Origin of the sequence: Rhizobium sp. YTUHZ044, from assembly GCF_051123975.1 — a bacterium.
Classification (GTDB): Bacteria; Pseudomonadota; Alphaproteobacteria; order Rhizobiales; family Rhizobiaceae; genus Rhizobium.
In genome coordinates, this window is the sequence record NZ_CP101426.1 from 804626 (window position 1) to 827991 (window position 23366).

The window sequence follows — 23366 nt, forward strand, 5'->3', positions numbered from 1 at the left end:
TGTCTCGGCATCGCCTGTTACGCGTTCAATACTGCATAAGGGGGCTGCCGATGTGCTACGGCTCAAGTCGGTGCCAACAGGTTCCCGCCGGTCGGCACATTGGGGTCTGCCCAGCGACGGATGGTGCCGGTGCCCAAATCAGCACCGTAAAGCCAGCCGTCCGGTCCCTTCGCGATGTCTACCAGGTAGGGGACGCCGGTGTCGAAGACCTGTACGTTCGTGATCTGCCTGCTTGCGTTCATTGTTGCGGTGTACACATTTCCATTGACAAGATCCGCAAACATCAGGGTATCGTTGTTGTAGAAATCCCCGACCGTGATCGCGGAGGCGCCGTCAGGCGCGCCGTGGCTTCTCGATAGCAGCGGAAAAACAGCAGCCTGATCGGAAGGACTGTTTCGGTTCCCATTGTTGTAGAAGCTGATCGCCTGAGGGAGATCCTGGTAGCCGCCCGTTCGGCCGGGACCTTCCAGATACGGCCAACCGAAATTCGATCCGGCGGGACCGGTATTTATTTCCTCCCAACTGTTCCAGCCGACATCTCCGAGCACGGGCAGGTTGGTCACCGGATCGAAGGTGAAGCGATAGGCGTTGCGCACGCCGGAATAGAAGACCTTGGACTGATTGCTGTTGGGATCTGCGGGGTCATAGAAGGGGTTCCCCGGAACGCCCGCGCCGGTCATCGGATCTATCCTCAGGACTTTGCCGGACAGATTGTGAACGTCTTGAGCGCGAACCGTGCGAGGGTCCATGAAATTGTAAGACGTGCCGTCTCCGTTGCTGAAGTACAGCATGCCGTCAGGCCCGAAATGGAGAGCTCCATTGGAATGGGAGTCACTGTCCGTCGCCAGATAGTCCCGAATATTCTGGTTCTGGATTCCGGCGCGATCTGGATCGTTGTCCTGCGTTCCCACCTCGATCTGGCTTGCAGGGGCGGTAATGGTGGTGCCGTTAACGATGCCCGATGGCGGTATGTTCACAGCGCCGGTACTGTCGAGATCCGGACGGCTGGTGTATGCCCAGGTGCTATTGGTACCGGCCAGCACGACCATGCTGGCCGGATCGGCGATCATCGTGTTGGGGTTGACCGTAAGCCGAACGAGACGCGAAGGACGGTTCCCTTTGGTATCAGGTCCCGCCAGGCCGGTTCCATTCGCAGTTTCCGGCGGGTCGTAAGTGTAGAGCAGATAGACGTATGGATTTGCCGCGAAGTTCGGATGAATTGCCAGCCCCAGCATCCCCCGATCTCCGGGCGTATAGTTGACCTGGCTGGACAAATCGACAAGCGGCGTCGATCTCAACGTGCCGTTGTCCACCACCCGCACAACGCCATTCTGTTGCGCGACAACCAAATAGCGGCCATCGGGCGTCCAATCCAGGGTCGTTGGCTCGGTCAAGCCGGACACCACGGTCTGGCGGACCAGATTGCCGAGGTTGCTGTCGTCGTCCAGGATGTTGACGGTCGCGGTCGTTTGGCTCCCCAGGACAGCGCCTGTCGGGTTGCTCAAGGTTACAGTGAAGCTTTCGTTGCTCTCGGCCGTCGTGTTGTTGAGCAGCGGAACAGAAATGGTCTGGATCGCCTGCCCGGCGGCAAATGTGAGCACGCCCGTTGTTGTCGTATAATCGGAGCCCGCGATCGCGCTGCCATTGCTCGTAGCATATGCAACGGTGGCCGCGGCATCGATGTTTCCACTGCGCTGAACCGTGATCGTGGCGGCGACCGCCGCCTCCGACAAGGTGATGAGCGGATTGCTCACGGAGATGGTGGGTGCGGAGTCGTCGTCGACGATCGAGACCAGAACAGTCCGCGGCGCTGCCAGCGAGCCACCAGGCCCGGGATTCTGGATGCCGACGGAAAATGTCTCGGTCCCTTCGGCATCGGGGTCATTGACGATCGGGATTGCAAACGTCTTGCTGCTCTCGCCGTCCGCGAAAACAACTTGCCCGGTATTGGCTCGGCCATTGAAGGTCGGCGGCGTATAGTCCGCTCCAGCCTGTGCCGCTCCGGCTCCGCCGATCTCGTTGGTCGTGTATTCCAGTGTCAGCTGCCCGCTCGTGCTGCCTGTGCGAACGACGGTGATTGTTGCAGCGCCCGCTGTTTCACTGACGAAGATGGTGTTGTTGTCCCGCAAGGCAACGCTTGATCCAGCAGAAAACACGACATCGCGGAAGTAGTTTTCATTCTGGTAGACCAGGGTCGGAAACGTGCCGATGGTATCGTTGTAGACGCCGGCGCCGACCGGGGCGGTCAATCCGCCATTGCTGATCGGGTTGGCAAAGCCGTTCGAGGTCAGCGAATAGTAGCTGTTGGCATTGACCGAGACGACATAGGTGGTGCCCGCATTGATGACCAGCGGGCTTGCCAAAGTCTGCTGCTGCCATCCTGAGGCGGTCTCGTTGGTGAAGGTGACGCTTGCCAGTTGCTGCCCGGTAGCCGACCAGATGCGGCCGACATGCGTGCCGGTCTCGCTGGGGGCCTTGTAATAGCGGACCGCCTGGATCGAACCGGTATTGCTGCTGACGAAGCGCATCCCGACTTCCCAGTCCACTCCAGGCCCGTCGGTGAAGTTGGGTTGGGCCGGTGTCTGGGTGGTGAAGAGGCTGACGGGGCTGGAACTTACGGAGGTAATCGGGGCAGTCGCCGCGCTCACGACGGTCTCGCCAGTGCCAAGCAGGTCGGTATAAGTGGCATTGACCCGCACGCGCTTGCCGACGAGACTGCTGCCCAGTGTCAGGCTTTGCCCGCCCGCGACGTCACTCCACGTCGTGCCGTTGTCGCTGCTCTGCCACAGATAGCTGACGCTTGCCGGCAGGCCATCGATGTCACTGAGGCTGGCGGTCAAGGTCTGGCCCTGGCTCGCTATGCCAGTGATCGAGATCACGCCGGGATCATTGACATTGGCGACTGCCGAGGGCGTCGCCGGGCTGGTGACATTTTCGCTGTTGCCCAGGTTGTCGATGTAACTGGCTGTTGCCCGCACGAAATTGCCGACCTGGGCCTGCTGCAGGGTCAGCGTCTTGGCAGTCGCTCCGCCGATATTGCTCCAGGTGGTGCCGTTGCTGCTCTGCTGCCACTGATAGGTCACCGATCCCGGCACACCGTCCGCGTCGGTGACAGCGGCCGTCAACACCTGACCTTGCGTCGCGGTGCCGCTGATGCCAAGCACACCCGGGTGGTTGTCGGGATTCGCCGCCGCGGCAGAAAACACGACATCGCGGAAGTAGTTTTCATTCTGGTAGACCAGGGTCGGAAACGTGCCGATGGTATCGTTGTAGACGCCGGCGCCGACCGGGGCGGTCAATCCGCCATTGCTGATCGGGTTGGCAAAGCCGTTCGAGGTCAGCGAATAGTAGCTGTTGGCATTGACCGAGACGACATAGGTGGTGCCCGCATTGATGACCAGCGGGCTTGCCAAAGTCTGCTGCTGCCATCCTGAGGCGGTCTCGTTGGTGAAGGTGACGCTTGCCAGTTGCTGCCCGGTAGCCGACCAGATGCGGCCGACATGCGTGCCGGTCTCGCTGGGGGCCTTGTAATAGCGGACCGCCTGGATCGAACCGGTATTGCTGCTGACGAAGCGCATCCCGACTTCCCAGTCCACTCCAGGCCCGTCGGTGAAGTTGGGTTGGGCCGGTGTCTGGGTGGTGAAGAGGCTGACGGGGCTGGAACTTACGGAGGTAATCGGGGCAGTCGCCGCGCTCACGACGGTCTCGCCAGTGCCAAGCAGGTCGGTATAAGTGGCATTGACCCGCACGCGCTTGCCGACGAGACTGCTGCCCAGTGTCAGGCTTTGCCCGCCCGCGACGTCACTCCACGTCGTGCCGTTGTCGCTGCTCTGCCACAGATAGCTGACGCTTGCCGGCAGGCCATCGATGTCACTGAGGCTGGCGGTCAAGGTCTGGCCCTGGCTCGCTATGCCAGTGATCGAGATCACGCCGGGATCATTGACATTGGCGACTGCCGAGGGCGTCGCCGGGCTGGTGACATTTTCGCTGTTGCCCAGGTTGTCGATGTAACTGGCTGTTGCCCGCACGAAATTGCCGACCTGGGCCTGCTGCAGGGTCAGCGTCTTGGCAGTCGCTCCGCCGATATTGCTCCATGTGGTGCCGTTGCTGCTCTGCTGCCACTGATAGGTCACCGATCCCGGCACACCGTCCGCGTCGGTGACAGCGGCCGTCAACACCTGACCTTGCGTCGCGGTGCCGCTGATGCCAAGCACACCCGGGTGGTTGTTGGCACTGACAATCGCTGCGGTCGGCGTGCTCGCCCGGTTGGTTTCGACACCACCCAGCTGATCGGTGTAAGTGGTCCTGACACGAACTTGCCTGCCCACCTGCGCCGCCTGGAGTGTCCAGTTCGGACCGGTGGCTCCGGCGATGTCGGTCCAGGTCGTCCCGATCAGCTGCTGCCAGCGATAGGTGATCGACACGTTGGCGAGCCCATCGAGGTCGGTAACGGCCGCGGTCAGGGCTTGCCCTTGAACGGGCGTACCGGTGATCGTCGCCACGCCTGCGTCGTTCAAGTTGGCGACTGCCGTCGTCGGACCGCTGGCGACCGTCTCGTTGTTGCCAAGGGCATCGGTGTACGTGGCGGTCGCTCGAACCTGCTCCCCAACCAGTGCTTGCTGCAGGCTGAGTGTTTTCGCAGTGGCGCCGGCAATGTTGCTCCACGTGCCGCCGCCATTGCTGCTTTGCTGCCATTGGTAGGCGACGATGGTCCCGGCCGGGAGCCCGTCAACATCGGTAACACCCGCCGCGATCGTCCGATTTTGAGTTGCGGCCCCGATGATGGAGACGACGCCAATGTCGTTGCCGGCAGGATTGCTCGCGACGATCGGGGATGTGGCCAGGCTGGTTCGATTGTTTTCGGTTCCTCCCGACTGATCGGTATAGGTTACCTGGACGCGGACCTGCCTGCCGACCTGCGCTGCCTGAAGCGTCCACGTTGAACCGTTGGCGTTTGCGATGTTGCTCCAGGTGGTTCCGATCAGTTGCTGCCAACGATAGGTGATCGCCACGTTGGCGAGCCCATCCAGATCCGAGATCGCGGCGGCCAGGGCCTGGCCTTGTACGGGTGTACCGGTGATCGCGACTACGCCTATGTCGCTCACGTTGGCGACAGCGGTATTGGTGGTGCTGGCAACCAGTTCCTGGTTGCCCAAAGCATCGGTGTAAGCAGCGGTTGCCCGCACCCGCTTTCCGACCTGAGCCTGCTGCAAGGTCAGGGCGGCTGTGGCTGCACCTGTTATGTTGCTCCAGGTGGCACCGTTATCGCTGCTCTGCTGCCACTGATAGGTAATGACCGTCCCTGACGGTAACCCGTCAACATCGGTGACATTTGCCGCCAAAGTCTGATTCTGAGTCAGAGTCCCGCTGAGAGAAACGACGCCCTGCGCCATCACGCTACCTCCGCATCAACCTGTCAATGTTGCCTGCTAAGTCGTCGAGGCGTGGCCGCAGGAGTCCTGTGTCCCGCTTTTCCCACGCGCGCTGAACCCCACTGGGCGGACTATGCTCCGATCCTTTGGACTTTCCAATTAGCTCTTTCTTGGTAGAACTCTGTCAATCATCACACGCCTTGGATGCGCTGGAGCTCAGTTGCAGGCTGGCAAATGGATGCTGACGACGCGGCTTCTGCCGCTCCATGCGCCGATGAAGTCGAGGCTTTCGTGGCTCTGCGGCGTGGCCGGCAAGCGCCATGTCGATCCGATACGCAGGGCAGGGCGGCGCCTTTCGTTGTCGTTCGCCCAGGATCCGCGGCGCGTGATGGGCCAAGGCCATGGATTCCAGGCTCAAGGCCTGGAATGACGGAGAGCGGGGGTGCATTCCCACTCAACTCGCCGCCGGCGCAGCGTATCGCGCCGCTGGACCGGCGTCAGAGCACTTCGTTTCAGCGCGCCTTCGTTTGCTGGCGAGGCCTTCCGAGTGTCGCAGATCATTCCAATGGCGGGATATCGCGCCACGCTGAGGACTTGGCGCGGGAGATTTCCGCGTTACCTAAGCCGGCGGCATGGAGGTAGACAATGAAGATGCAGAAATTCGCGATCGCTGACGCTTCGCTGGAGCGTCCCCCGGGGCAGGAGGCAGACATTCTCGTCGGCAATCTCGTCGATGAGCGGCATGGCGGGCCGATCACCATCGGTTACGGACGCTACGCCCCTGGCCAGAGCCTGACCGAAACCATGGCGGTCGACGACGTCATGATCGTTCTGGAAGGGCGGCTTTCGATTTCGGCAGAGGCGGGGACGGTCAGCGCCGGGCCGGGCGAGATCGTCTACATGCCGAAGGGCGAGACCGTGACGATCCGCTCGCATGAGGAGGGCGCGCTCACCGCCTATGTCACCTATCCGCATTGGCGGCCGGCGCATGCGTAAGTCCCACGGCAACGAGATGCTTTTCCGCGGCCGCCTCGATTGATTTCCACGGCAGCTTGGGGTCGGGGACGGCGAGGGGGCTGACGTAGCCTGTGCCGGTATTGGGTTGCGAATTGACCGCACGACGGATGGTTGCAAAGATGTCCACTCGTCGCAACGAGGTTTTGGCATGTCTATCGCGACCTTACCTGCACCGCCCTATTACGTCGTCTGCTTCTCGTCGCAACGAACGGAGGTCGAGGACGGCTACGGTGACGTCGGCGCTGCGATGGTGGAACTGGCAAAGCAGCAGCCCGGATTTCTGGGTTTCGAAAGCGCCCGCCGTGCTGATGGGTTCGGCATCATCAACTCTTATTGGAGGGACGAAGAAAGCATCCGGGCCTGGAAAGCGGTCGTCGATCACGTCGAAGCGCAACGCCGGGGCCGGGCAGACTGGTATACGCGTTATGAAATCCGTGTGGCGCTCGTTGAAAGAGCTTATGGATTCGAAGCCGAACCACCGCGATGATCTTTGCCCTCAGACCGGGTCTCGCCGAGAACCGGCTCCCGTTCGTGACGGGATCCAGGACCGTTTCCTTTCAGCGCTTCCACGAAACGGATGACGTCACCGACCAGGCCATCGCTGAAGATATCGTTGTGACCCGCGCGGTCATAGATCAGCATCCGCTTGGGCTCGGGTGCGATCTCGTACAGCGCCTGCCCTGAAGACAGCGGGATGCTGTCATCAAGCCGGCCGTGGAGGAACAACTTCGGTTGTCTGACCTTGCCTATGTTGAGGTCCGATCGAAACGGATCCTTGAGAAGAATTTCAGCCGGGAGGTACGGATAGCGCGCCTGCGCAACCGACAGAACCGACAGGTACGGAGACACGAGGATGACGCCCCCGGCCGGCCTGTTCGCGGCCGTGTTCACAGCAACGCCGGTGCCAAGTGACCGGCCGAGCACAACAATCTCGCTTCCGGCATGTGCTGAAAGCCAGTCGAACGCGGCGATGCCGTCCGTCAGCAGGCCCTGCTCGCTGGGTGAGCCGGTCGAGCCGGGATAGCCGCGATAGGAAATCGCCAGCAATCCAATCCTGCGTGCAGCCAGCGCCTGTGCGAGAAACGCGTAATTGTCGACGCGGTCGCCGTTGCCGAAAAAGAGGAGCACGCAGGGCTTGTCGCTGTCGCCCTGGCTGTACAGTCCCTGAAGCTTCTCCCCGTCGGGCGTTCTAATGTTGACCGACTCGCCCCAACGCGCATCCTCGGCACCAGATGCGGCGCCGGCTCCGGGATAAAGCAGGCTTCGCTGCGAAAAATAGACCAGAGCCACGATCGCCATGTAGGCCACGACCGCCATCAGCGGCAAGATCAGCAAGTATCTTGTGGTGCTCACGACAGAATCTACCCGCCGGTTTGGCAATTCCCAGGACGCCTTGCGGCGACCGCGGCCGGTTGCGGCGTGACGTTCTCGGCGAAGGGTCAATATATGCACAAAGCGTTGTTGAAGAGAAGATGTCGAAATACGAAGATAATCTTCAATATTACCTCTGCGGTAACGCCTCTCAGGCTCGCAATAACCCTTCGCTCGCGCTTCTCAGGCTGGAAAAGGGTTTTGCCACGCATCCAGTTCTTCAAGCCGTCCGTACCATTTTTGCATATGCCGGAATTCGGCGAGCGGGATGTCGGCAGCGGTTGCATAAGGAAGTGCAGCTGCCAGTGCGAAATCCGCCACGGTCAGTGTCTTCCCGACGGCGACGCTGTTGGCGGCCAGATGATCGTCGAGCACCCGGCCATGGAGCCGAAAGTTTGTCTTCGCATCCTCGATCAGGGCGAGGTCAGGGTTCCCGCCGAACAACGGCTTGATCAAGCTTTCAAACCACAGCGTTGCCCCGTGCCGGGTGAAATGGCTGGCATCCCAGCTCAACCAGCGCAGCACGTCGGTCTGCCGATGGTCATGCGGCCAGAAATCCGACGCGACTGCGTCAGACAACCGGCACATGATGGCGTTCGCTTCCCATAAGGTTCCGGCATCATCCTGCAGCACCGGGACCTTTCCGTTCGGGTTCAGCGCCAGGAATTCCGCGGTGCGCTGCTCTCCGCTGGCCAGGTCAACCCTGACGAACTCGACGTCGGCTTGAAGAAAACGCGCGGCGGCGCAGGCCTTCCGCGGATTGAGCGTCTCGCAATAGTAGAGCTTCATCGTCGCCTTACCCATGATTTTGCCCTTCGGCGGTTCCCAGAAAAGAGTTCAATCGCTCGAAACTTTGCGACCAACCGGATTCATGACCCTCAAGTGAGGATGCGCTTGCAAATCCGCTCTGCCGAAAAGTCATTTCCGTGCCTCCATCGCTTTCCCTGAAGGTGATGGTGACGATGGTTTCGGGGCTGGTTTCGCCGGTTCCGGTCTCCCAGGCATGTGTGAACACAAGCCTGTGCGGCGGCTCGACCTCCAGATATTTTCCGCCGACCCAATGCTCCTCTCCATCCGGGGCAATCAGACAGGCGCGGTGTTTGCCGCCGGGCCAGGCTTCCAGCCTGTCGCCCACTGCCTTGAAACCGTGAGGCCCACACCATTGCGCCAAGGCTCTCGGGTCGGTCCATGCCCTGAAAACGAGATCGCAGGGCGCATCGAACTTTCGCACGAGAACCAGGTCATGGCTGTTGTCTGTTGCGGTCTCTGGATTGGTCATTTTTCGTTTCCTTGTACCTTGGACAGATAGTCATCGAGACGATCAAAGCTTTCATCCCAGAAACGCCTGTAATCGGCGATCCAATCTGCAATTGTCTTCAAGGCTGCCGGCTCGAGAATGCGGGGACGCGAATTCGCTTCCCGGCCGGAGCGGATCAACCCGGCCTGTTCCAGGACCTTGAGGTGCTTCGAGATGGCGGGCTGAGACAGTTCGAACGGATCGGCAAGCTCGGCCACCGTCGCCTTGCCGTTGGCAAGCCGCGCCAGAATTGCTCTCCGTGTGGGGTCGGAGAGGGCGGAAAAAATCGCATCAAGCCTGTCGTCCATGAATCACCAATTAGCTATATAGCCAAATGGTTATATTCTGTGCGACGGAATGTCAAAAGCAATTTATGCTGGTTCGGCAATGACAGGAAGAAACTCGACCCCTGTTGGGCAAGCGACGATGTCGTGAGCGGACCCTTCCCCGCTCGCGACCAAGCACCCGAGAGCACCATTTTGAGGCGCTACGCCAGCCTCACATCGGTGGCATCTTTTCGAAGTTCGGCACATCGGGGTCGACCCGATCCCAGGCGAGGCCGCGCACGGTGTAGGTTGCCATTTGCGGCCGATATCGCTCCGGCTCGTCGAGGCTGGCGGCGTGGATGGTGAAGAAATCGGGCATGTAGGAGAAGGTCAGATAAACAGGCGCGCCGCAGGCCGGGCAGAAGCCGCGCGTTTTAACGTTGCCGTTGTCGGCGACCATCTGCCAGTGGCTGGCCTCGCCTTCAAGCTTTACCGCCTGGCGGCTCGGGAAGGTCAGATAGGATCCGTGGCCGGTGCCGCTCGTCCTCTGGCAGTCGCGGCACTGGCAATCGTTCATCGCAATCGGCTCGGCCGAGATCTCGTAATGAATGGCGCCGCAGGCGCAGCCGCCGGTATAGGGCTTGCTCATCGCTTTCTCCTGAACAAATTTGTGATGTGGCTGGTGCCGGATCAGTCCTCGCTGCCGGCGAGGGCGCCGATATTCTTCACGACCTTCTTCCAGCCTTCGCCCATCTTCTGGAAGGCGGTTTCATTCCTCGGAAGCAGGAAGCCGGAATGAACGAGACGCAGCCGTGTGCCGTTTTCCGTCCTGGAGAGAAGGAAGGTGACGACGGTATCGAGCGGCGAGCCGTAGCCGGCATTCTCGGCATGTCCGCCTTTCCAGGCATAGGAGAGACGCTCATTCGGCTTCACCTCCAGCACCTCACAGTGAATGGTGCCGTCCCAGGCGCCGGCCGGCGTCGTCTGGTAGGTGAAGCGCTTGCCTTCGACCGGCTCGAATCCTTCAGGCATCATCAGCCAGCGGCCCATCAACTCGGCTGACGTCAGCGTTTTCCAGATTGTTTCCGGCGCGTGCGGGAACACTTCGTCGACGACAATCTCCTGCGTGTCGGGCTTCAATGCGGTGTCGGTCATGGATCGATTTCCTTCAGCAAGGTTCTGAGATCGGCAAAACGCTCGCGCCAGAAGGTGCCGTAATGGCTCATCCAGTCCACAAGCGGCGCAAGGCCTTCGGGCTCGGCGCGGTAATAGACATTGCGGCCCTCGGGGCGCTCGGCCACCAGGCCCGCCTGCTTCAGCGCCTTGAGGTGCTGCGAGACGGCGCCCTGAGTGACGGTGCTCGCCCGTGTCAGTTCGACGACGGTGATCTCCTTGGAGAGGACGATCTGCTCGAACACCGCCCGCCGGGTAGGATCGGCAAGGGCGCGCATGACGCTCGTAATTGGGGTGGTCTCGATCATGCAAACACAATAGCCGTGACTAATTGATGAGTCAAGACTAATTGGTATCTGTCTTCGGGATCTGAAAAGGGATCCTTGATCAGCCCTGTGACTGCACATTGCGTCTGGGCTCGCCACCGCGGCCGGAGCACCTTGCACGACGGCGACCACCGCCTGCTGCCGCTTTCCTTGTTGTCCGACGGATATCGGCGATTTCGGCGCGGAGCCGACACCATTACATCGCACCAGATTTAGAGCCGGGCTGGAACCTCGTCAGACCTGCGAAGTTTGCGAGACGAGGAGAATTCCACATGCATTTGATTCAGTTGTTTATTCCGGCAGCGCCGCAAGCGACGGTCGACATCGGAGACATTATCGCGACAATTCAGCGCGAGATGACGGAGCGCCATGGCGGTGTGACGGCCTATCTCAATTCCCCCGCAAAAGGGCTTTGGTCCAATGACGAGGGCACTGAAGAAGATACCGTCATCGTGATCGAAGTCATGGTGGGCAGTCTCGATCGGGCGTGGTGGCGCCAATACCGTCGCGAACTCGAACGGCTGCTCGGCCAGGATGAACTGCTCGTGCGCGCACTTCCAGTCGAGACCCTATGACAGCGGAAGCCTCCATGGACATGCAATTCCGCCATATTGAAATCTACAGGAGACAGGGCGAGTTCGCAGCCTGGCCGGCAAATTATGGTTTCTGGTCCTGGGGTGAGGAAATCGTTGTCGTCTTCGCGCGCGGCAAACTCGGAGCGAAGGGGGAATTGCACGAACTGGACCGTGATTATCCATTCGTCCCCTGGCAGGCACGCAGCCTGGACGGCGGACTGACATGGATCGACGAGCCGTTCTGCGGCCAGGTGCCCGCTGGGCTCTCGCTTTCGGCCGACGAGCACCTGAGGGCCGATCTCAAGATTCGCCCGCATCTGTCGGTTCGTGATGACCTCTGCGTTCTGGATGAACCCATAGACTTTCTCGATCCCGAGACGATCGTCATGTGCGCCAGAACCGATGTAGAGGGCGATGCTGTCAGCTGGTTCTATGTCAGCAGGGATCGATGCCTGACATGGCAGGGTCCATATCGTTTCACCGGTTTGCACCTTCCGATCTCGGCGCGCACCGATATCGTGCCTCTTGGCAGGCAGCATGCGCTCTTCATGCTCAGCACCTCCAAAGCGGACGGTTCGGAAGGCAGGGTGTTCTGCGCGCGCACTGCGGACGGCGGGCGCAGCTTCGTCCTTCAAGGCTTTGTCGGCCCGGAACCTGAGGGCTATTCGATCATGCCGGCATCCGCGGCACTTTCCGGTGGCGCCATACTGACCTTGACGCGCTGCATGGGGAGGGGCGGCGGCAAAGGTTGGATTGAAGCCTTCACCTCCCATGACGAAGGGAAGACCTGGACGCGGGAAGGCTGCATCGTCGGCGACACGGGCAGCAATGGCAATCCGCCAGCGCTTGGACGGATCGAAGGCATGCTACTGCTCGTCTACGGTTACCGTGATCCGCCATTCGGTATCAGGATGCGCATGAGTTTCGATGACGGCGAGACATGGGGCGCCGAGAAGGTCATCCGCAGCGACGGCGGCACGGCCGATCTCGGTTATCCCAGGATGATAAAACGCGGTGAGGGATCCCTGCTCGCCGTCTACTACTTCAACGATGGCGACGGAGAGGAGCGTTACGTCGCAGCGTCCATTGTCACGCCTGCCAAAGATCAAGAAGGAGCCGAGGACGGCGCGGCTTCATTGCAGTCGCAGATCTGAGCCATGCCGAAGCGGAACGTTTGGCATTCGCGGAACAAAGCGGGGCACCCGTGGTTCGGGGCTGCGGCAGTCGCCGCCACGACATGGGAGGTTAGACATGCAAAACGATTTCACAGATCCGGCAGGAAGAAGCGCAACGGCGCAGACACCGTCCTCATCCCCAGCTTTTGGTTCTTCGCCGGGAATGCGCACGTCCGTTTCCGATCTGGAAGCGAAGGTGAGCGAAGACATTTCCACCGCCAAGGAAGCGATCAAGGAAGGCGCCGACACGGCCGTCGAGAAAGCCAAGGAAGTCATTTCCGAACGCACCAGCTTCGCTGCTCGCCAGGTTGGCGGCGTTGCAACGGCACTTGAGAAAGCTGGCGCCGAAATGGAAAGCTCCGGTCAGGCTGAGGTCGGGCGATACGCCAGGCAAATCGGGCGGAGCGTGCAGACCGTCGCTCGGCGGATGGAAGGCAAGGACATCGGCGAAATCGCCACCATGGCCGAGGATTTCGGGCGCAAGCAACCGCTCGCCTTTCTCGGGATCGCCGCACTTGCGGGCCTGGCGGCAAGCCGCTTCCTGACGGCCTCCGCGAAAAGGCAAACAGTTGCCGCGCCGCGCGAACCGTCGATTGGCCTGCGCCCCGGCGCCGCAACGACCGGAGGCGGGAACAATGGCTAAAACTTCAGAGAACACACCCCTCTCCGAGCTCGTCAGTGGCCTCGTGGGTGATGTCACGGGCCTGCTCCGCAAGGAAATCGACCTTGCCAAGACGGAAGCCTCGGAAAAACTTTCGCAGGCGCTCAGCGGCGTGGAGGTTCTCCTATTCGGATTGGTCCTGGCGATCGGGGCAGTCGGCGTCCTGCTGAGTGCGCTTGTCGGCGGTCTCGCGGCCTTCCTCGTGACACAGGGTTTTACCCAGACCACTGCAGGTGCGCTCGCCTCTCTGATCGTCGGCATCATCATTGCCGGGATCGCTTGGGGCTTGGTCTCCCGGGGCCTCGCCGCACTTCGCGGCAACAACATGAAACTGGATCGTACTGCGACTTCGCTTCGCCGCGACGTTGATGTTGTGAAGGACAAAATCTGATGGAAAATTCAACGGAAAAATCATCGGCCGAGCTTCAGTGGGAGATCGACCAAGACCGCCGCCGCATAGGAGATCGGATTGACGCGATTCAGGAACGGATGTCGCCGGGCCAGCTCATCGATGAGGTCATTGCATATGCCAAGGAAAGCGGCGGCGCAGAGTGTGTCAGCAATCTTGGCCACGCCCTCAAGGCGAACCCTCTGCCGGTCGCGCTGATGGGCGTGAGCCTGGCCTGGCTCATGGCAAAAGGCAGTCCGTCATCAGGCGTGGCGACCTGGAGCAAGGATCCTGAATACCCGCTTTATCCGGCGACTGGCCGGGTCCGCAGGATTGGTCCGCCGGCAATGGAAAACGGAGCCCGTTACAGCCATTTTGCCGATGAATCCGGCAAGAGGTTGAAAGCGTTGACAGACGAAACAGGAGGTCGTGCCGGCCATTTCATGGACGAGGCGGGCAAGACCTATCGCGGCTTCGCCGACGCTAGCGGAAAACAGATCAATCAGATAAGCGACGAGACTGGTGCAATGCTCGACGCGGCAACCGGCTGGGCGGCGGAGAAATGGGAGCAGGCGAAAAGCGCCGCGAGCGACCTCAGCGCCCGTGCGTCTGACGCGGCGAGTTCGCTGTCGAGCCGGTCCTCTTCGGCGGCGACCAGTCTTCAAGAGCAAACGAGCAAACTCAACAAGGCGATCCTCACCCATTTCCGCGACCAGCCGCTCGTCGGCGGTGCCCTGGCTTTCGCGGTCGGTGCGGCGATCGGCGCGGCGCTGCCCCACACCGACACCGAGGATGAGTTGGTCGGCGAAGCCGCAGATAGCACGAGAGATAGCCTCAGCCATCAGGCCCAGGACGTCCTCGCGCAGGGTAAAGAGGTAGCGTCGGAAGTCTATCACAAGGCCGTGGACGTTGCGTCCGACGCTCATGATGTCATCAAGGAACGCGTGGTGGATGAAGCAGAAGCTTTCATAGATCGCAAGGATGGCCTCGGCGGAACCGATCGGCGGTAGAGGATCCATACCGGTCGGCCCCATGAAGGCTCCACGGACCGTCATCGATGACCATCAGCTTCATGTCGTTGAAAGCGGTGGTTCACGAAATGGAGTCCTCGTTGTGGATCTGGATGGCTGCGACAGTCTGGCGGAAGAGATGCTGCTTCCTCTCGAAAATAGCCAGCAGCGACCGATTGCGATCGTCCCGGCTACGGTTGGAGTTCCGCGCTTTCACCGCGGCGCGGAGGCAGGAGGCGCGTGAGCGGCAGCAGGGCGTCGCGAGCAAGGGTGTCCTGAAGTCCGCCCGGGAGCATTGACACCGGGCCACGTCCTGATGATCGTTGGCCGATGACCGCTCCGCACTTTCACACCCGTCTCTCGCTCAGCCAGGATCTGGAGAAGCTCGGACTTCACGCCGGCGACATGGTGATGGTTCATGCCGCCATGAGCAGGCTGGGGCGATTGCTGAACGGCACCGACATGTTCATCGATGCGCTGCGCGATGTCGTCGGCCCGTCGGGCACCATTGCCGCCTATACGGACTGGAACGGCGCCTATGACGAACTGCTCGACGAGAACGGCCGCGTTCCTTTCGAATGGCGCGACCATATCGCGCCTTTCGACCCCACGACCTCCCGGGCGATCCGCGATAACGGCATATTCCCGGAATTCCTTCGAACGACGCCAGGGGCGCGGCGCAGCGGCAATCCGGGCGCCTCGGTCGTGGCGATCGGCGCCAGGGCCGACTGGCTCACCGCCGACCACCCGCTCGATTACGGCTATGGCGAGGGCTCGCCGCTCGCCAAACTCGTGGCGGCCGGCGGCAAGGTCCTCATGGCCGGAGCCCCGCTCGACACGATGACACTTCTCCACCATGCCGAGCACCTGGCTGAGATCCCGAACAAGCGCCTGCGCCGCTATGAGGTGCCCTTTGCCACGCCGGCCGGCGTGGTGTGGCGCATGCTCGAGGAATTCGACACCGGCGATCCCGTCGTGGCCGGCTTCGAAAGCGATTACTTCGCCGGGATCGTCAGTGCCTTTCTTGCCGGCGGGCAGGGCGCGCAGGGCCTGGTTGGAGACGCGCCATCGGTGCTGGTCGATGCGGCTTCAATCTGCAGCTTCGCTGTCGCCTGGCTGGAGCATCAAGCCTGATCACGATGAGCGGCTCCGCGCTGCCGTGCAGGCTCTTGCTTCTCCCCTGGGCCCGCTCCTCCAACCTTACGGAACAAAATCCCGACGGCGATGTTGGTATGGCGATAAGCAATAAAGGCCATGGGAGGAATCCATGCATAAGTCTCTTCAGTTCGTGTTGATTGGCCTGGCCTCGATGACCGGCCTGACGATCGCACCGACGATTGCCGCCGCCCAGGATATGGAACTGCGCATCGGTCCCGGCGGCGTCGGCGTCTATGACCGGAATCGCGATTACGACCGCTACGACCGTTACGACCGTCGGGGCCCGCGCCGCTGCGATCCCGACGATGCGCTTGACATCGCCCGCAGCGAAGGCCTGCGCCGGGCCCACATCGTCCGCATCTCGTCTCGCAGCATCGTCGTCGAGGGGATGACGCGCCGCGGGCCGGACCGGATGATCTTCGCCAACCAGCGCGGCTGCCCGGAACTCTGAGCCGGCCTTGAGACAGTCGTGAATGCCGCCGGCACGGGGCCTTGCGCCCGCCGGCGGGAGCTTTCCACGATAGTGAACATTGCGCCCATTCAGCGCTCCGGCTGGCGTGAACCCACGGAGCACCACAGGAGGATTTCATCATGATGAGCGGTCAAATGAAGGCGCTTCTCGCCGTTCTTGCCGTTGCCGGTTACCAGAACAGGGACAAGATCCGGGAGCTCCTGCGGGGCTTCCAGAACCCGCAGCAGGCCGGCGCCGGAGGCCAGCCATCAGGCGGCCTCGGCGGCATCCTCGGCGGACTGGCCGGCTCCGGGGGTCTCGGTGGTCTTCTCGGCGGCTTGACCTCCGGCAGCATCGTCAGCGGCGGCCTCGGCGACCTCCTGAAAACCTTTCAGCAGAACGGCCAGGGCGACAAGATGGAATCCTGGGTGCGCCGCGGGCAGAATGCCGACATCAATGACGGCGAACTTGCCACAGCCCTCGGCCCGGATGTCCTGGACGAGATCGCCAGGAATACCGGCCTCTCGCATCAGGAGATCCTCGGCCGGCTGAGCCGCGATCTTCCCAAGGCCGTCGACGATCTGACGCCGGAGGGGAAAGTGCCGAGCGCCGAGGAGGCGTTCATGTCCTCGGCAAGCCAGGCGACGTCAGGGCGGCCGAGCGACATTTAGGCTGCGATGTGGAGGGGCGCCCGGCCGGCAGACAGCTGGCGCATGTTTGCTGGAACGATCGGGAGGCGCCCTGTCCTCATTCCGGAGACGTCGCCGGATTTCCCATGGAACTCAACCCACGCTCCGTCCTCCTCCGGCTTGACCCGAGAATCCACCACGCGGACATCGACCGGCGGCGGCCGTGGATTCCAGGCTCAAGGCCTGGAATGACAGAGATTGGGGTGTGCGTTGGCGCCAAACTCGCGGCTAGCGGATGAGCAGAGGCAGATCGCCAGTCAACCTCTACTCGGAGAGGTACTTGCGAAGAAAGGCGTAGACGCTGCGCATGGACTTCGCCGCGGCGTCGGGGTCGTATTTTTCGATATGACCCAGCACCCTCTTGCCCATTGTGAACTCCGGGGCGTCGAAATCGTGATAAGCGCCTTTGTAGACGTTGAGCTCAACAGATGGGCCATCGTCGCCAAGGCGGGCAAGGCTCTTCTGGCATCGGTCGGCCCGGCTCCAATTGTCCCGTTCGCCAATCAGGATCAAGGTCGGTGCTGACGGAGCGCCCCGATTTGCGTCGCAGGCGGGATAATAGGCGACTGCCGTCTTGAACTTGTGCTCCATAAGCTGCTCGTTTCCCTCGGTTTTTGTTGCGTCGAGCGTCGCGGTGGCGCCCGTCGAGAAGCCCATCAAGGCGACGCGGCTGATATCGACGGAGCTCGATTTCGACAAGAAATCCAGAGCGCCATAGGCATCGAAGACCTGCTCGGGAAGAGCGATTCGACAGTCATCGTCGAGCTTGCGGGTGGTGAAGCTGTCGACGACAAGCACGACATAGCCCCATTTGACCAGCCGTTTCGGCCAAAGCTCCTTGACGCTCAAACGCAGGTGATCGCAACCATGCAGAAGGACCACCGCCGGGAAGGGGCCGTCGCCGGGAGGGCGGGACAAATAGCCGAGCAGCGGCGTGCCCGGCGATTGGGAGAGAATTTCTCCCTGTTCGAGGGCCTTGCGGATGCGAAACGGGCTGAGCTTCACCGGCGCGCTTTCGAACCGCACCACTTCCTCGGCATCGGCCGGGGCCGCACAGAAGGGAACGCCGAGAAAAGTGACGAGGCAAAGAAGAAGTCCTGCAGTTTTCACCGACGCCTCCATCGGGTGATCGACAGGCTGCTATTTGTACGCCGAAGCTGACGCTTGGCAAAGCGGGGGCGGTCTGCTGCTATCAATTGGTGGGGGAGGCGTGATTTTCAAAAGTGGCCTGCACCACCTACGGAGGGTGGAGGGACGTTTTAGCCAAACGCTTGACGAATTCGGAACCGGCGTCGAAGTGAATTTCTACGCTTGAAAGTCCTTGATCACCCCCCGGCGGATCGTTTAGTCCTACCGTAAATCCAAGCTGCGAGATTTGAATGCAAAGGTGATCCGACGGTGAAGGCCGGCGACGCTTCGATTGCATGTGTCATTCGCCAGGGCTTTCCGGCCAGCGGCATCGAATATCACCGTGGGTTTTGCACAGCGCTCACCTCTTGCTCCGTCCTCCTCGGGCTTGACCCGAGGATCCACGCTGGTCTCCACTAGTCGCGGCCATGGATCCCAGGGTCAAGCCTGGTCAAGCCCTGGGATGACGGAGAGTCGAGGGACGTTCGGCCCAACGTTTGACCAATTTTTCTCCGCCAAATCCGAGCCGGCGTCGAAGGCAATTTCTGCGCTGCAAAGTCCTTGATCACCTCCCAGCGGATCATTTAATCCTACCGTAAATCCAAGCTGCGAGATTTGAATTCAGAGGTGACGCCGGCGGTGAAGGCCGGCGACGCTTCGATGGCGTGCGTCATTCGGCAGGGCTTTCCGGCCGGCGTCATCGACCACGCGGCTTGGCACAGCGCTCACTCCTTGCTCCGTCCTCCTCGGGCTTGACCCGAGGATCGGGCTTGACCCGAGGATCGGGCTTGCCCCTGGTATCCACGGCTGGGCTCCACCAGCGGCGGGCATGGATCTCAGGTCAAGTCCTGGGAGACGGAGGGTGGGGGAGCGCGCTTGGCCATATCGAGCATAGCAGCGCCCGACGCGGCCGTGTTGGCAGGACATCCACCTCTCATAAGGAGACTTACAATGGACCCCTCGATTGCTCCGGCCTCGCGGGCCGCCGTGGTGACGCCGAACGATACCGCGATTGTCGGCGCCCGGGCGCTTTATATCGGCACGGCCGGTGATGTGGCGATTGCGCCGCGGCGGGATGTGGATCCGGTCGTCTTCAAGAGCGTGCCGGCCGGGACGATCCTGCCGGTTCATGCGGCGATCGTGGCGCTGACCGGGACCACGGCCTCCAACATTATCGCCTTGTTCTGAGCGTCAGACACGGATCGATGGGCAGACCGAGCAAGTTCAGCCAGGCGCTGGCGGAAAAAATCTGCGCGCGCATCGCCGACCGGGAAAGCCTGCGCTCCATCTGCCGGGACGAGGACATGCCGGCGAAATCGACGGTGCTCTCCTGGCTGGCGGACGAGGACAAGGCGGCGTTCCGGGCGCGCTATGCGCTGGCCCGCGAGATCATGGCCGACAGCTTTGTCGACGAGATGGTCGAAATCGCCGACAACAGCAGCGACGACTGGATCGAAAAGAAGAATGCGGCCGGCGAGATCACCGGCTGGCAGGAGAACGGCGAGGCGATCCGGCGTTCGCAGCTGCGCATCGCCACCCGTCAGTGGGTGGCCGAGAAGCTCAGACCGAAGAAATACGGCGCCAAGATGGAGCCTGAACAGGGCGCAACGAGCGAGGTCTCGCAATTGCTGGAGGCGGTCAATGGCAGGACGCGCGGACTTCCAGGCGGCGGTTGACCAGTTTTCCGACTGGCGCTGGCGGCTGAACAATCTCTACTGGATCACCGACAAGGCGGGCCGCCGCGTCAGGTTCGAAATGAACATGATGCAGACGAGCCTTTTCGAGGAGATGCATTATCTCAACGTGCTCCTGAAGGCCCGCCAGCTGGGGCTGACCACCTTCATCCAGATCTTCATGCTCGATGCCTGCGTCTTCAACCGGGATATAAGAGCCGGCACCATCGCCCATACGCTCGGCGACGTGCAGACGATCTTCCGGGACAAGATCAAATATCCCTATGACAATCTGCCCGAAGGCATCCGCAACGCCGTGCCTGTTATCAGGACCAACCAGAGCGAATTGCTGCTCGCCAACAATTCGAGCATCCGCGTCGGCACGTCGCTGCGCTCGGGCACGCTGCAATATCTGCATATTTCCGAATATGGAAAGCTCTGCGCCAAATATCCCGACAAGGCGCGGGAAGTCCGGACCGGCGCCTTGAACACCGTGCAGGCCGGCCAGATGGTCTTCGTCGAAAGCACGGCGGAAGGCCAGGAAGGGCATTTCTATTCGCTCTGCGAGGATGCCCAGGTCAAGCAGCGCCAGGCACTTGTCCTGAGCGAGCTCGACTTCAAGTTCCACTTCTTCCCCTGGTGGAAGGAGCCGCAATATTCGATCGCCCCCGAGGGTGTCGTCATCAGCGACGTTTCCGTCAAATACTTCCGCCAGCTTGCCGAACAGGGCATCGAACTGACGGAGGGACAGAAGGCCTGGTACGTCAAGAAGGCCGAGATCCAGCTCGGCGACATGAAGCGCGAATATCCCTCGACGCCCGCCGAGGCGTTCGAGGCAAGTGTCGAAGGCGCCTATTATGCCGACCAGATGGCGCTTGCCGACGCCGAGGAGCGCATCGGCGTCTTCCCGCATGTCGAAGGTTATCCGGTCCACACCATCTCCGATATCGGCATGGACGATGCCAACAGCGTCTGGCTGTTCCAGGTGCTGCCCGGCCGCGTCAGGATGATCGGCTATTTCGAGCATACCGGCACCGGCATGGACGGCATGCTCGACGAGCTGGAGCGGCGCGCCGCCGAACAGGACTATGTTTACGGCGTCCACAACATGCCGCATGACATCAAGGTCAGGGAATGGACGCGCGGCGGCATGACCCGCATCGAGATCATGCTGAAAGAGGTCAGGGCGCGCGGCCTCGGCACGGTGCGCAAGGTCGAGCGCGCCTATGTCCACGACCGCATCAACGGCACCCGGCGCATCCTGGCGAAAGTCGAATTCGACCAGGCCGGCTGCGCCCAAGGCATCAAATGCCTGCGCAACTATCGCAAGGACTGGGACGGGGATCTCGGCGTCTTCCGCGGCGAGCCGCTGCACAACTGGGCTTCACATGGGGCGGATGCTTTCGGCGGTCTCGCCATCATCTTCACTGGCCTGGCGCCCGAACCGCTGAAGCCCGAGCGTAAGCCGCTGCCGACATTCCAGACCATGACATTCAACGAATTTGCCGATTCCACTCCGAGACAGAGCGAGCGTGTTTGATGGAAGACGAGACGACGGTTTTGGAAGGCGGGCAGCACTGGGATCCGGCAAAGGTCGGCGCCCATTGGCAGCAGGAGCTCGAACGCGCCCAGCGCTATTTCAAGTCCTGGCACGACCGCTGCGTCAAGATCGAGAAGATCTATCTCGACCAGCAGGCGGACCAGACGAGCGCCGCCAAGCGCCGCTTCCCGATGCTCTGGGCCAATACCGCGGTGCTGCAGCCGGCCGTCTATGCCCGCGTGCCGCAGCCGGTCGTCGAGCGCCGCTTCAAGGATGCCGAACCCGTCGCCCGCATCGCTTCGGAAATCGTCGAACGCAATCTCGCCTATACAGGCGACGAGGCCGATCTCGATTCGATCATGCGGGCGGTGCGCGACGATTTCCTGCTCTGCGCCCGCGGCACGGTGTGGCTGCGCTATGAGGCCGATTTCGAGCCGCTGGACATGGGTGTGGCGCCCTCGGACCCGGCGGCGGAAAACGGCTTGCCCGGCGGATTGGGCGCAGCCCTCGAAACGATTGCCGACGAGCGCGTCTGCATCGACTATGTCCACTGGTCGGATTTCCTGCATTCGCCGGCCCGCCGCTGGAAGGATGTCACCTGGGTGGCGCGGCGCGTGCCGATGAGCGGCGAGGAGATGGAAAAGCGCTTCGGCCGTGAGGCGATGGCGTCAGGCGCGGCCCAGGCTGCCGGTGCCCGCAAGGGCGAAAGCCAGGCCGAGCGCGCCGAAAACGAAGGCAGGACCCATGTCTGGGAGATCTGGTGCAAGAGCGAGAACTATACCATCTGGATCGCTGACGGTTCGCCCGTCGCGCTCGAAGTTTCCGAGCCGCCGCTGGAGCTGACGCATTTCTGGCCTTGCCCGCGCCCGGCCTATGGCACGATGTCGACGAGCTCGCTGATCCCGGTTCCCGACTATGTTTATTATCAGCAGCAATGCGATGAAATCGATCTTCTGACCCGGCGCATCAACAAGCTGACCGATCAGCTGCGGCTGAAAGTCTTCTATCCCTCCGGCGACGGCGCCATCTCGCCGGCGATCGAGAAGGCGATGCGGCCCGACAACGACATGGTGATGGTGCCGATCCCGGAATGGGCTGCCTTCACCGACAAGGGCGGCTCGAAAGCTGTCGTGACGCTGCCGATCGACGAGGTGCAGAAGGTGATCGTCGCCTGCATGGCGGCGCGCAAGCAGCTGATCGAGGACGTCTACCAGATCAGCGGCATATCGGACATCGTGCGCGGCGACACCCAAGCCTCGGAGACTGCGACGGCGCAGCGCATCAAGAGCCAGTGGGGCTCGATCCGCATTCGCGACCGCCAGGCCGAGCTCGCCCGCTTTGCCCGCGACATTATCCGCCTTGCCGGCGAAATCATCTGCGACCAGTTCCAGCCGGAAACGCTGATGCTGGTCAGCGGCATCAAGCTGCCGAGCATGGCGGAGAAACAGCAGGTGCAGATGCAGCTGCAGCAGATGCAGATGGCGGCCGGGCAGGCGGCCATGCGGGCGCAGCAGATGGGCCAGCCGGCGCAGGCGCCCCCCGCAATGGCGCCGCCGGAACTGCCGCCGCAGCTGCAACGGATGATGGGCCAGCCGACGATCGACGAGGTGGTGCAGCTCTTGCGCAACGACAGCATTCGCGGCTTCCAGATCGACATCGAGACGGATTCGACGATCGAGCCCGACGAGGACGCCGAAAAGCAGCGGCGCATGGAATTCGTCCAGATGGTCGGCGGCTTCATCCAGCAGGCGGGCGCGATGGCGCAGCAGAACCCGATGCTCGTCCCCGTCATGGTCGAGACGCTGCTCTTTGCCGCCCGCGGCTTCCGGGCCGGCCGTCAGCTGGAAAGCACGCTGGAGCAGGTGGGCGCCCAGCTTTCCCAGGCTGCGACCGCGCCGAAACCGGAACCGCAGCCGCAGCCTTCGCCCGCCGAGATGCTCAAGCTGAAGACGGCGGAGGTGAAGGCCGGTGCCGAACAGCGGAAAGCCGACCTTGGCGTGGCGCAAGCCGAGATCGAGCATCGCGCCATGCTGGAACAGGCGCGCGGAGAGGCGGCGGCGCAGGCGATCGACCAGATGCGCGCGAGCTATCAATAA

The 23366-nt window shown here is 61.9% G+C and carries 23 protein-coding genes; 14 read left to right on the forward strand and 9 right to left on the reverse strand.

The annotated features are described in order from the left end of the window. Nucleotides 1–62: 62 nt before the first annotated feature. Nucleotides 63–5393 carry a DUF4082 domain-containing protein gene (locus NL154_RS03830; protein ID WP_434733604.1) on the reverse strand — a complete coding sequence of 1777 codons (5331 nt, stop codon included), beginning with the start codon at nucleotides 5391–5393 and terminating at the stop codon, nucleotides 63–65. A gap of 624 nt (nucleotides 5394–6017) precedes the next feature. On the opposite strand from NL154_RS03830, the gene NL154_RS03835 reads away from it, so the two are divergent. Both NL154_RS03835 and NL154_RS03840 read left to right on the forward strand, forming a co-directional pair. Further along, entirely contained in the window at nucleotides 6018–6368 is a 351-nt protein-coding gene (locus tag NL154_RS03835) for an ethanolamine utilization protein (RefSeq protein ID WP_434733605.1), read from the forward strand. Nucleotides 6369–6537: 169 nt separating this feature from the next. Beyond that, nucleotides 6538–6876 (forward strand): antibiotic biosynthesis monooxygenase family protein, encoded by a 339-nt coding sequence (locus tag NL154_RS03840; RefSeq protein WP_221146794.1) that lies wholly within the window; start codon nucleotides 6538–6540, stop codon nucleotides 6874–6876. On the opposite strand, the gene NL154_RS03845 is transcribed toward NL154_RS03840, so the two are convergent. The 7 genes from NL154_RS03845 to NL154_RS03875 form a co-directional block, all read right to left on the reverse strand. Next, nucleotides 6846–7742 carry an alpha/beta hydrolase gene (locus NL154_RS03845; protein WP_434733606.1) on the reverse strand — a complete coding sequence of 299 codons (897 nt, stop codon included), beginning with the start codon at nucleotides 7740–7742 and terminating at the stop codon, nucleotides 6846–6848. The two genes, NL154_RS03840 and NL154_RS03845, sit on opposite strands and share 31 nt — an antisense overlap. Nucleotides 7743–7943: 201 nt before the next feature. Beyond that, the gene (locus NL154_RS03850) at nucleotides 7944–8564 is read right to left on the reverse strand and encodes a glutathione S-transferase family protein (RefSeq protein ID WP_434733607.1); all 621 of its coding nucleotides are present in this window, start codon (nucleotides 8562–8564) and stop codon (nucleotides 7944–7946) included. Continuing rightward, nucleotides 8557–9039 carry an SRPBCC family protein gene (locus NL154_RS03855; protein WP_434733608.1) on the reverse strand — a complete coding sequence of 161 codons (483 nt, stop codon included), beginning with the start codon at nucleotides 9037–9039 and terminating at the stop codon, nucleotides 8557–8559. Before NL154_RS03855 ends, NL154_RS03850 begins: the two co-directional genes overlap by 8 nt. Continuing rightward, on the reverse strand, nucleotides 9036–9365 hold the full coding sequence (locus tag NL154_RS03860; RefSeq protein WP_210628766.1) for an ArsR/SmtB family transcription factor: 330 nt from the start codon (nucleotides 9363–9365) through the stop codon (nucleotides 9036–9038). The genes NL154_RS03855 and NL154_RS03860 overlap by 4 nt, the downstream gene beginning before the upstream one ends. Before the next feature lie 190 nt (nucleotides 9366–9555). Continuing rightward, a complete protein-coding gene (locus NL154_RS03865; RefSeq protein WP_221155424.1) occupies nucleotides 9556–9972 on the reverse strand; it encodes a GFA family protein in 417 nt (138 codons plus the stop codon). Between the two features lie 41 nt (nucleotides 9973–10013). Next, nucleotides 10014–10478, reverse strand: coding sequence for an SRPBCC family protein (locus NL154_RS03870; protein WP_434733609.1), 465 nt, complete (start codon nucleotides 10476–10478; stop codon nucleotides 10014–10016). Next, the gene (locus NL154_RS03875) at nucleotides 10475–10804 is read right to left on the reverse strand and encodes an ArsR/SmtB family transcription factor (RefSeq protein ID WP_210628764.1); all 330 of its coding nucleotides are present in this window, start codon (nucleotides 10802–10804) and stop codon (nucleotides 10475–10477) included. The genes NL154_RS03870 and NL154_RS03875 overlap by 4 nt, the downstream gene beginning before the upstream one ends. A 290-nt stretch (nucleotides 10805–11094) precedes the next feature. Between NL154_RS03875 and NL154_RS03880 the strand changes: the two genes are divergently transcribed. From NL154_RS03880 to NL154_RS03915, 8 genes are all read left to right on the forward strand, one after another. Continuing rightward, nucleotides 11095–11397 carry a hypothetical protein gene (locus tag NL154_RS03880; RefSeq protein ID WP_210628763.1) on the forward strand — a complete coding sequence of 101 codons (303 nt, stop codon included), beginning with the start codon at nucleotides 11095–11097 and terminating at the stop codon, nucleotides 11395–11397. 14 nt (nucleotides 11398–11411) lie between these two features. After that, nucleotides 11412–12551 (forward strand): sialidase family protein, encoded by a 1140-nt coding sequence (locus NL154_RS03885; protein ID WP_434733610.1) that lies wholly within the window; start codon nucleotides 11412–11414, stop codon nucleotides 12549–12551. A 97-nt stretch (nucleotides 12552–12648) separates the two neighbouring features. Then, nucleotides 12649–13215 carry a nutrient deprivation-induced protein gene (locus NL154_RS03890; RefSeq protein WP_434733611.1) on the forward strand — a complete coding sequence of 189 codons (567 nt, stop codon included), beginning with the start codon at nucleotides 12649–12651 and terminating at the stop codon, nucleotides 13213–13215. After that, complete coding sequence (locus tag NL154_RS03895; protein WP_434733612.1) at nucleotides 13208–13624, forward strand: phage holin family protein; 417 nt, start codon at nucleotides 13208–13210, stop codon at nucleotides 13622–13624. Before NL154_RS03890 ends, NL154_RS03895 begins: the two co-directional genes overlap by 8 nt. Continuing rightward, entirely contained in the window at nucleotides 13624–14631 is a 1008-nt protein-coding gene (locus NL154_RS03900) for a DUF3618 domain-containing protein (protein WP_434733613.1), read from the forward strand. Before NL154_RS03895 ends, NL154_RS03900 begins: the two co-directional genes overlap by 1 nt. Before the next feature lie 330 nt (nucleotides 14632–14961). Next, nucleotides 14962–15765 (forward strand): aminoglycoside 3-N-acetyltransferase, encoded by an 804-nt coding sequence (gene aac(3), locus NL154_RS03905; protein ID WP_434733614.1) that lies wholly within the window; start codon nucleotides 14962–14964, stop codon nucleotides 15763–15765. A gap of 133 nt (nucleotides 15766–15898) precedes the next feature. Then, the gene (locus NL154_RS03910; RefSeq protein ID WP_168302381.1) at nucleotides 15899–16240 is read left to right on the forward strand and encodes a hypothetical protein; all 342 of its coding nucleotides are present in this window, start codon (nucleotides 15899–15901) and stop codon (nucleotides 16238–16240) included. Nucleotides 16241–16380: 140 nt separating this feature from the next. After that, nucleotides 16381–16911: a YidB family protein gene (locus NL154_RS03915; RefSeq protein WP_221146800.1), complete on the forward strand. Its 531-nt coding sequence runs from the start codon at nucleotides 16381–16383 to the stop codon at nucleotides 16909–16911. A gap of 282 nt (nucleotides 16912–17193) precedes the next feature. On the opposite strand, the gene NL154_RS03920 is transcribed toward NL154_RS03915, so the two are convergent. Further along, nucleotides 17194–18039 carry a dienelactone hydrolase family protein gene (locus tag NL154_RS03920; protein WP_434733615.1) on the reverse strand — a complete coding sequence of 282 codons (846 nt, stop codon included), beginning with the start codon at nucleotides 18037–18039 and terminating at the stop codon, nucleotides 17194–17196. A gap of 969 nt (nucleotides 18040–19008) precedes the next feature. On the opposite strand from NL154_RS03920, the gene NL154_RS03925 reads away from it, so the two are divergent. Genes NL154_RS03925 through NL154_RS03940 form a run of 4 tightly spaced genes read left to right on the forward strand, consistent with a single transcriptional unit; the run spans nucleotide 19009 to nucleotide 23366 of the window. Further along, the gene (locus tag NL154_RS03925) at nucleotides 19009–19245 is read left to right on the forward strand and encodes a spike base protein, RCAP_Rcc01079 family (protein ID WP_210628754.1); all 237 of its coding nucleotides are present in this window, start codon (nucleotides 19009–19011) and stop codon (nucleotides 19243–19245) included. Between the two features lie 17 nt (nucleotides 19246–19262). After that, nucleotides 19263–19733, forward strand: coding sequence for a terminase small subunit protein (locus NL154_RS03930; protein ID WP_210628753.1), 471 nt, complete (start codon nucleotides 19263–19265; stop codon nucleotides 19731–19733). Further along, nucleotides 19699–21270, forward strand: coding sequence for a terminase (locus tag NL154_RS03935; RefSeq protein WP_434733616.1), 1572 nt, complete (start codon nucleotides 19699–19701; stop codon nucleotides 21268–21270). Before NL154_RS03930 ends, NL154_RS03935 begins: the two co-directional genes overlap by 35 nt. Next, on the forward strand, nucleotides 21270–23366 hold the full coding sequence (locus tag NL154_RS03940) for a hypothetical protein (RefSeq protein WP_434733617.1): 2097 nt from the start codon (nucleotides 21270–21272) through the stop codon (nucleotides 23364–23366). Before NL154_RS03935 ends, NL154_RS03940 begins: the two co-directional genes overlap by 1 nt.